Source organism: Neisseria sp. P0021.S005, assembly GCF_051956955.1.
The window spans coordinates 1-3,430 of record NZ_JBQCWY010000319.1 but is presented as its reverse complement, the minus strand read 5'-3'; the positions used below and the strand labels follow the sequence as shown (position 1 = coordinate 3,430).

3 protein-coding genes are annotated in these 3,430 nt (G+C 49.4%); 2 read left to right on the top strand and 1 reads right to left on the bottom strand.

Features of this window, described 5'->3' with window-relative positions; translation table 11 throughout:
• Positions 1-232: (d)CMP kinase (locus ACTHUE_RS13425; protein WP_440423714.1), on the bottom strand; the 232-nt coding region annotated here is incomplete at its 3' end.
• A 216-nt stretch (positions 233-448) separates the two neighbouring features.
• On the opposite strand from ACTHUE_RS13425, the gene ruvB reads away from it, so the two are divergent.
• Positions 449-1,480, top strand: a complete 1,032-nt coding sequence (gene ruvB / locus ACTHUE_RS13420) for a Holliday junction branch migration DNA helicase RuvB (RefSeq protein WP_039862144.1) — start codon at positions 449-451, stop codon at positions 1,478-1,480.
• A 122-nt stretch (positions 1,481-1,602) separates the two neighbouring features.
• On the top strand, positions 1,603-3,430 hold a 1,828-nt coding region (locus ACTHUE_RS13415), incomplete at its 3' end, for an ATP-binding cassette domain-containing protein (RefSeq protein ID WP_440423712.1).

The following is a 3,430-nucleotide window of genomic DNA, read 5'->3' as shown; positions in this document are numbered from 1 at the left end:
ATAACACGACGCTGCCTTCAAATTGTGCGGGCAAAGTTTCTGCCAGTGTGCTGACGGCGTCTTCATCTGTCCAGGCAACATTTTGTTTTTGTGCGTAAAGCGCGGTCAGGCGGTAAAGCGCACCGGAATCGAGGTAAAGAAAACCCAAGGCTTCGGCTACGCGTGAGGCAACCGTCCCTTTGCCGGATGCGCTGGGGCCGTCGATGGCGATGACTTTTTGCTTGAGGCTCATGTGTTCTCCTGAATGCGATAGGTATTTGAATTAACCGTTTATTATACGTTGCTTTGGCCGTCTGAAAACGAAAATTTTTGTGTGATTTAAATTTGAAGGAAAAGTGGCTCGGCCTTATCGGGTATAATGGCCAAAATCATAATTTAACCGCTTTATCTGATTGTTCGGGCCATCTGAAATAACGGGTCGGGAATGGTCTTAGAATTTAGAAACATTATGTTACAAACCGATAATCTTACTTCTGCACAACCTCAGCGCATTATCACTGCTCAAAATATTTCCGCTCAGGAAGAATTGCTTGAACGCGCTTTACGTCCGAAAACTTTAGACGACTATATCGGACAGGATAAAGCAAAAGAGCAGTTGGCTATTTTTATTCAGGCAGCGAAAAAACGTGGCGAAGCGCTTGACCACACTTTGCTGTTTGGTCCTCCGGGTTTGGGCAAAACTACTTTGGCACACATTATCGCCAAAGAGTTAGGCGTTAATTTGCGCCAAACCAGCGGCCCGGTTTTGGAACGTGCCGGCGACCTTGCAGCCTTGTTGACCAACCTCGAGCCGCATGATGTGCTGTTTATTGATGAAATCCACCGCTTAAGCCCTGTGGTTGAAGAAATCCTTTATCCTGCGCTTGAAGATTATCAGTTGGACATCATGATAGGCGAGGGGCCGGCCGCGCGTTCGGTCAAAATCGATTTGCCGCCGTTTACATTGGTAGGCGCGACGACCCGTGCCGGTATGCTGACCAATCCTTTGCGCGACCGTTTCGGTATCGTGTCCCGATTAGAGTTTTATCAGAATAAAGATTTGGCGACTATTGTTGCTCGTTCTGCCCAGTTGTTGCAGTTGGATATGGGCGACGAGGGTGCGATGGAAGTGGCCAAGCGCAGCCGCGGTACGCCGCGTATTGCCAACCGCCTTTTGCGACGTGTACGCGATTATGCCGATGTGAAAAACAACGGCGTCATTGATGCGGAAATTGCCGATGCTGCCTTGAGTATGCTGGATGTGGACGGTCAGGGTTTGGATGTGATGGACAGGAAATTCCTTGAGGCGATTCTGCACAAGTTCAGCGGCGGTCCTGTCGGTTTGGAAAACGTGGCTGCTGCGATTGGCGAATCAACCGATACCATCGAAGATGTGATTGAACCATATCTGATTCAGCAGGGCTTTTTGCAGCGTACACCGCGCGGACGCGTAGCAACCGAACGAGCCTATCTGCATTTCGGTTTGAAGGTTCAAGAATAATAATGAAGGCCGTCTGAAAACTGCTTTCAGACGGCCTGATACTTTCAATTTCATATGATTGTCGGCAAATATCTGCCGATAATCGGTTAAAATGTCCCTCTTTTCTTTTTTGAAGTTTCCCCATGAATATCTTATCCGTAGAAAATGCTTCTTTTGCCGTCGGCCATGTCGCCTTGCTCGACAAAACTTCTTTTCAACTCGACAGCGGCGAGAAAATCGGTTTAATCGGCCGCAACGGTGCGGGTAAGTCTTCGTTTTTAAAAATTCTCGCCGGTGTGCAAAAGCTCGACGATGGGCAGATTATTGTTCAAAACAACCTCAAAATCGTTTATGTACCGCAGGAATCCTTTTTTGATAAGGACGCAACCGTATTTGATACCGTTGCCGAAGGATTGGGAGAAATTCGCAATTTATTGCGCCGTTATCATCATGTCAGCCATGAGTTGGAAAATGGTTCGAGTGAGGCTTTATTGAAAGAACTCAACGAATTACAACTCGAAATTGAAGCGAAGGACGGCTGGAAGCTGGATGCGGCAGTCAAGCAGACTTTGGGGGAACTCGGTTTGCCGGAAAACGAAAAAATCGGCAACCTATCCGGCGGTCAGAAAAAGCGTGTCGCTTTGGCGCAGGCTTGGGTGCAAAAGCCCGACGTATTGCTGCTGGACGAGCCGACCAACCATTTGGATATTGACGCAATTATTTGGCTGGAAAATCTGCTTAAAGCGTTTGAAGGCAGCTTGGTCGTGATTACCCACGACCGCCGTTTTCTGGACAACATCGCCACGCGCATCGTCGAACTAGACCGCGGCATTCTGCGCTCCTATCCTGGCTCGTTCTCCAAATACAGCGAGAAAAAAGCGCAAGAGTTGGCGGTTGAAGCAGAACACAACCGCCTCTTCGACAAATTTCATGCTCAGGAAGAAGCGTGGATACGTAAAGGCATCGAAGCGCGCCGTACCCGTAATGAAGGCCGCGTGCGCCGTTTGGAAGAACTGCGCCGCCAGCGCGCCGAACGCCGCAACGTACAAGGGCAGGTTAACTTTAAGCTCGACAGCGGCGAAAAAAGCGGCAAAATCATCGCCGAGCTGGAACACGCTTCGTTTGCCTATGGTGACAAAGTCATCATGGACAAATTCTCCGCCATCTTGCAGCGCGGCGACAAAATCGGCTTAATCGGTCCAAACGGCATCGGCAAAACCACCTTCCTCAAGCTGATTTTGGGCGAATTGCAGCCGACCTACGGCAGAATCCGTATCGGCAGTAAACAGGAAGTTGCTTATTTCGACCAGTTCCGCAGCGCGTTGAATGAAAACGACACTGTGTTTTACACGCTCGGACAGGGCAACGATTACGTTGAAGTCGGTGGTAAGAAAAAGCATGTGATGAGCTATTTGGAAGATTTCCTGTTCCATCCAGCTCGCGCACAAAGTCCCGTCTCATCGCTTTCCGGCGGTGAACGCAACCGCCTCCTGCTGGCAAAACTCTTCACCCGCCCCGCCAATATCCTGGTCTTGGACGAACCGACCAACGACTTGGACATTGATACCCAAGAGCTGCTTGAAGACCTACTGCGCGATTATCAAGGCACGGTATTCCTTGTCTCGCATGACCGTATGTTCTTGGATAATGTGATTACCCAAAGCATTGTTTTCGAAGGACAAGGCCGTCTGAAAGAATACATCGGCGGCTATCAGGACTATATCGACGCAAAATCGCGGGAAGAGAAAATTCAGACGGCCTCTGCGCCTAAAGCGGCTGCCGAGCCTGAAAAAATCAAACCTAAAGCCAACCGCACGGTCAAACTTTCCTACAAAGAACAGCGTGAACTCGATGCCCTGCCTGATGAAATCGCCGCTTTGGAAACCGAGCAGGCTGAAATCAATACCCAGCTTTCCGATCCTGAAATTTTCAAAGATTACGAAAAAGCAGGTGCATTGCAAAGCAGGGCTG

Bases quoted from the DNA above. Each gene is read 5' to 3' on its own strand.
- ruvB (WP_039862144.1), top strand. From the start codon at position 449: ATGTTACAAACCGATAATCTTACTTCTGCACAACCTCAGCGCATTATC.